The 1,826-nt window shown below is 72.9% G+C and carries 1 protein-coding gene; it reads right to left on the reverse strand.

The window, feature by feature from the left end; genetic code table 11:
* Positions 1-132: 132 nt before the first annotated feature.
* A complete protein-coding gene (locus tag ACFWJW_RS37570) occupies positions 133-1,671 on the reverse strand; it encodes a DUF2079 domain-containing protein (protein ID WP_387249887.1) in 1,539 nt (512 codons plus the stop codon).
* Positions 1,672-1,826: the final 155 nt, after the last annotated feature.

The following is a 1,826-nucleotide window of genomic DNA, read 5'->3' on the forward strand; positions in this document are numbered from 1 at the left end:
AGTCCGAACACCCACCCCGGAGGCCGCGCACCCGCCACCCACCACAAACCGGGGCCCCACCCCTACACACCCCCTCCCGCCGACAGGCGAAAAACAGGCACGGCGGCGCCACCCGAAAACGTGGGCCGAAAACTACTTCGCAGAGGTCCGGCGAAAGACCAGTAGATCTGCGGTGTCGCCGAGCACCACATACGTGGAGCGGGGATGGCGGGCGGCCGTCTCCGCCAATACCTGCCGCGGCGTGCGGTCACCACGTAGCTGGACAGCGACGTACTGGGGCGACAGCCCCCCCGTGTCGCCGATCCAGAAGACCTGGGTGCGGTGGGTGAGCCGGCTCAGCGGCCGGATGTCGGACTCCACGGTCGCGCCGTCGGGTATCCGCTCCAGCAGCTTCTCGTCGGCGGTGACGTTCGGCGGGGTGCGGTAGGTGGCGGCCTCGGTGAGCCGGGACAGGGGGAGATTGGCGGTCAGGGCGAGGGCGGCGGCCAGGACGGCGGCCGGCAGATGGTGGGCGTACGCGCGCAGCCAGGGGCGGGCCGAGACCCGTATGCGCGGCAGGGCGTCGATCAGCGCGAGGAAGACGACCGGCATCAGGACGGCGTTGTAGTGCCAGTCGGTGCCCCAGTAGTGCGGCTCGTGGGAGAGGAAGCGCCAGCCGAGGGTGGGCAGCGCGACCAGGAGGAGGGGAGAGCGCAGCGCGAGCAGTCCGGTGGTGGGGAGCAGGACCCACAGGGTGGTGCGGAGGGCGTCGTCGAGGGGGATGGTGGCCCCGCCGCCGTCGGCGCCGAATTTGGTCCAGTAGTCGTACGAGCCGGAGCCGTTGAAGCCGGGTATCAGCAGGCCGAGGGTGACGGCGGTGGCGGTGATGCCGAAGGCGACCAGGCCGATGGCCAGGGGGCTGGCCCGGCGGGTGCGTATCAGGGCGAGCGCGCCGATGGTGGCCGCGGTCACCCCGAGGTCCTCCTTGACCAGCACCAGGGGCGCGGCCCAGCAGACCGCCGCGGTCCACCGCCCGCGCAGCACCGCTTCGAGCGCGAACGCGATCAGCGGCAGCGCGAAGGCGATCTCGTGGAAGTCGAAGTCGACGGCCTTCTGCACGCCCCAGGACAGGCCGTAGGCGATGCCGAGGGCCAGGCCCGGGACCCGGCCCAGGTGGCGGGCGGCGGCGCGGGTGACCGGCAGCACGGACAGGGCGAACAGCGCGGCCTGCGCGGTCAGCAGGGTCACGGGGGAGGGGAACACCCGGTAGAAGGGGGCGAGCACGATCAGTACCGGGCTGAAGTGGTCGCCGAGGATGTTCGTGCCGGGGCCCTTGAGGTCGACTATCGGCGCCTGGAAGTGCGCGTAGCCCCGTATGGCCTGCTCGAAGATGCCCAGGTCCCAGGAGGAGATGGACATGGTGCGGAACCGGTAGACGGAGAGCAGCGCGAACGCGAGGAAGAAGAACCCGGCGGTCCAGTACGGGTCCAGGCGCGGGGTGCGGAGGGGCGCGGTCCGGGTCCGCAGCCGGTCGGCGGTGTGCCGCAGCCGGCCGGGCCGGGCCGGTGGTGCGTCGGTGGTCGTGGTCGCGGCGGCGGCCGGCCCGGCGGTCCGGGGCGGCGGCACGGTGCCGCGGTCCTCTACCGGAATCCGTCCGGGGGCGCCCCCAGCCGTTGCTGCGGCCGTGTCCATGCGGATCCTCACTCTCCCCTGCCCGAAAAGATACTCGAACCGGCTGGCCGGTCCGCCTGGTGGCCGCTGCGCTGCGACGGCCGGGCCGGCAGTGGGTCAGACGTGGTCCTGGGGCGGTGCGTTCCCGGGGAGGGACGGCCGCCGGCCCCGGGCCC

This window comes from Streptomyces sp. NPDC127097 (assembly GCF_042724075.1).
Taxonomy (GTDB): domain Bacteria; phylum Actinomycetota; class Actinomycetes; order Streptomycetales; family Streptomycetaceae; genus Streptomyces.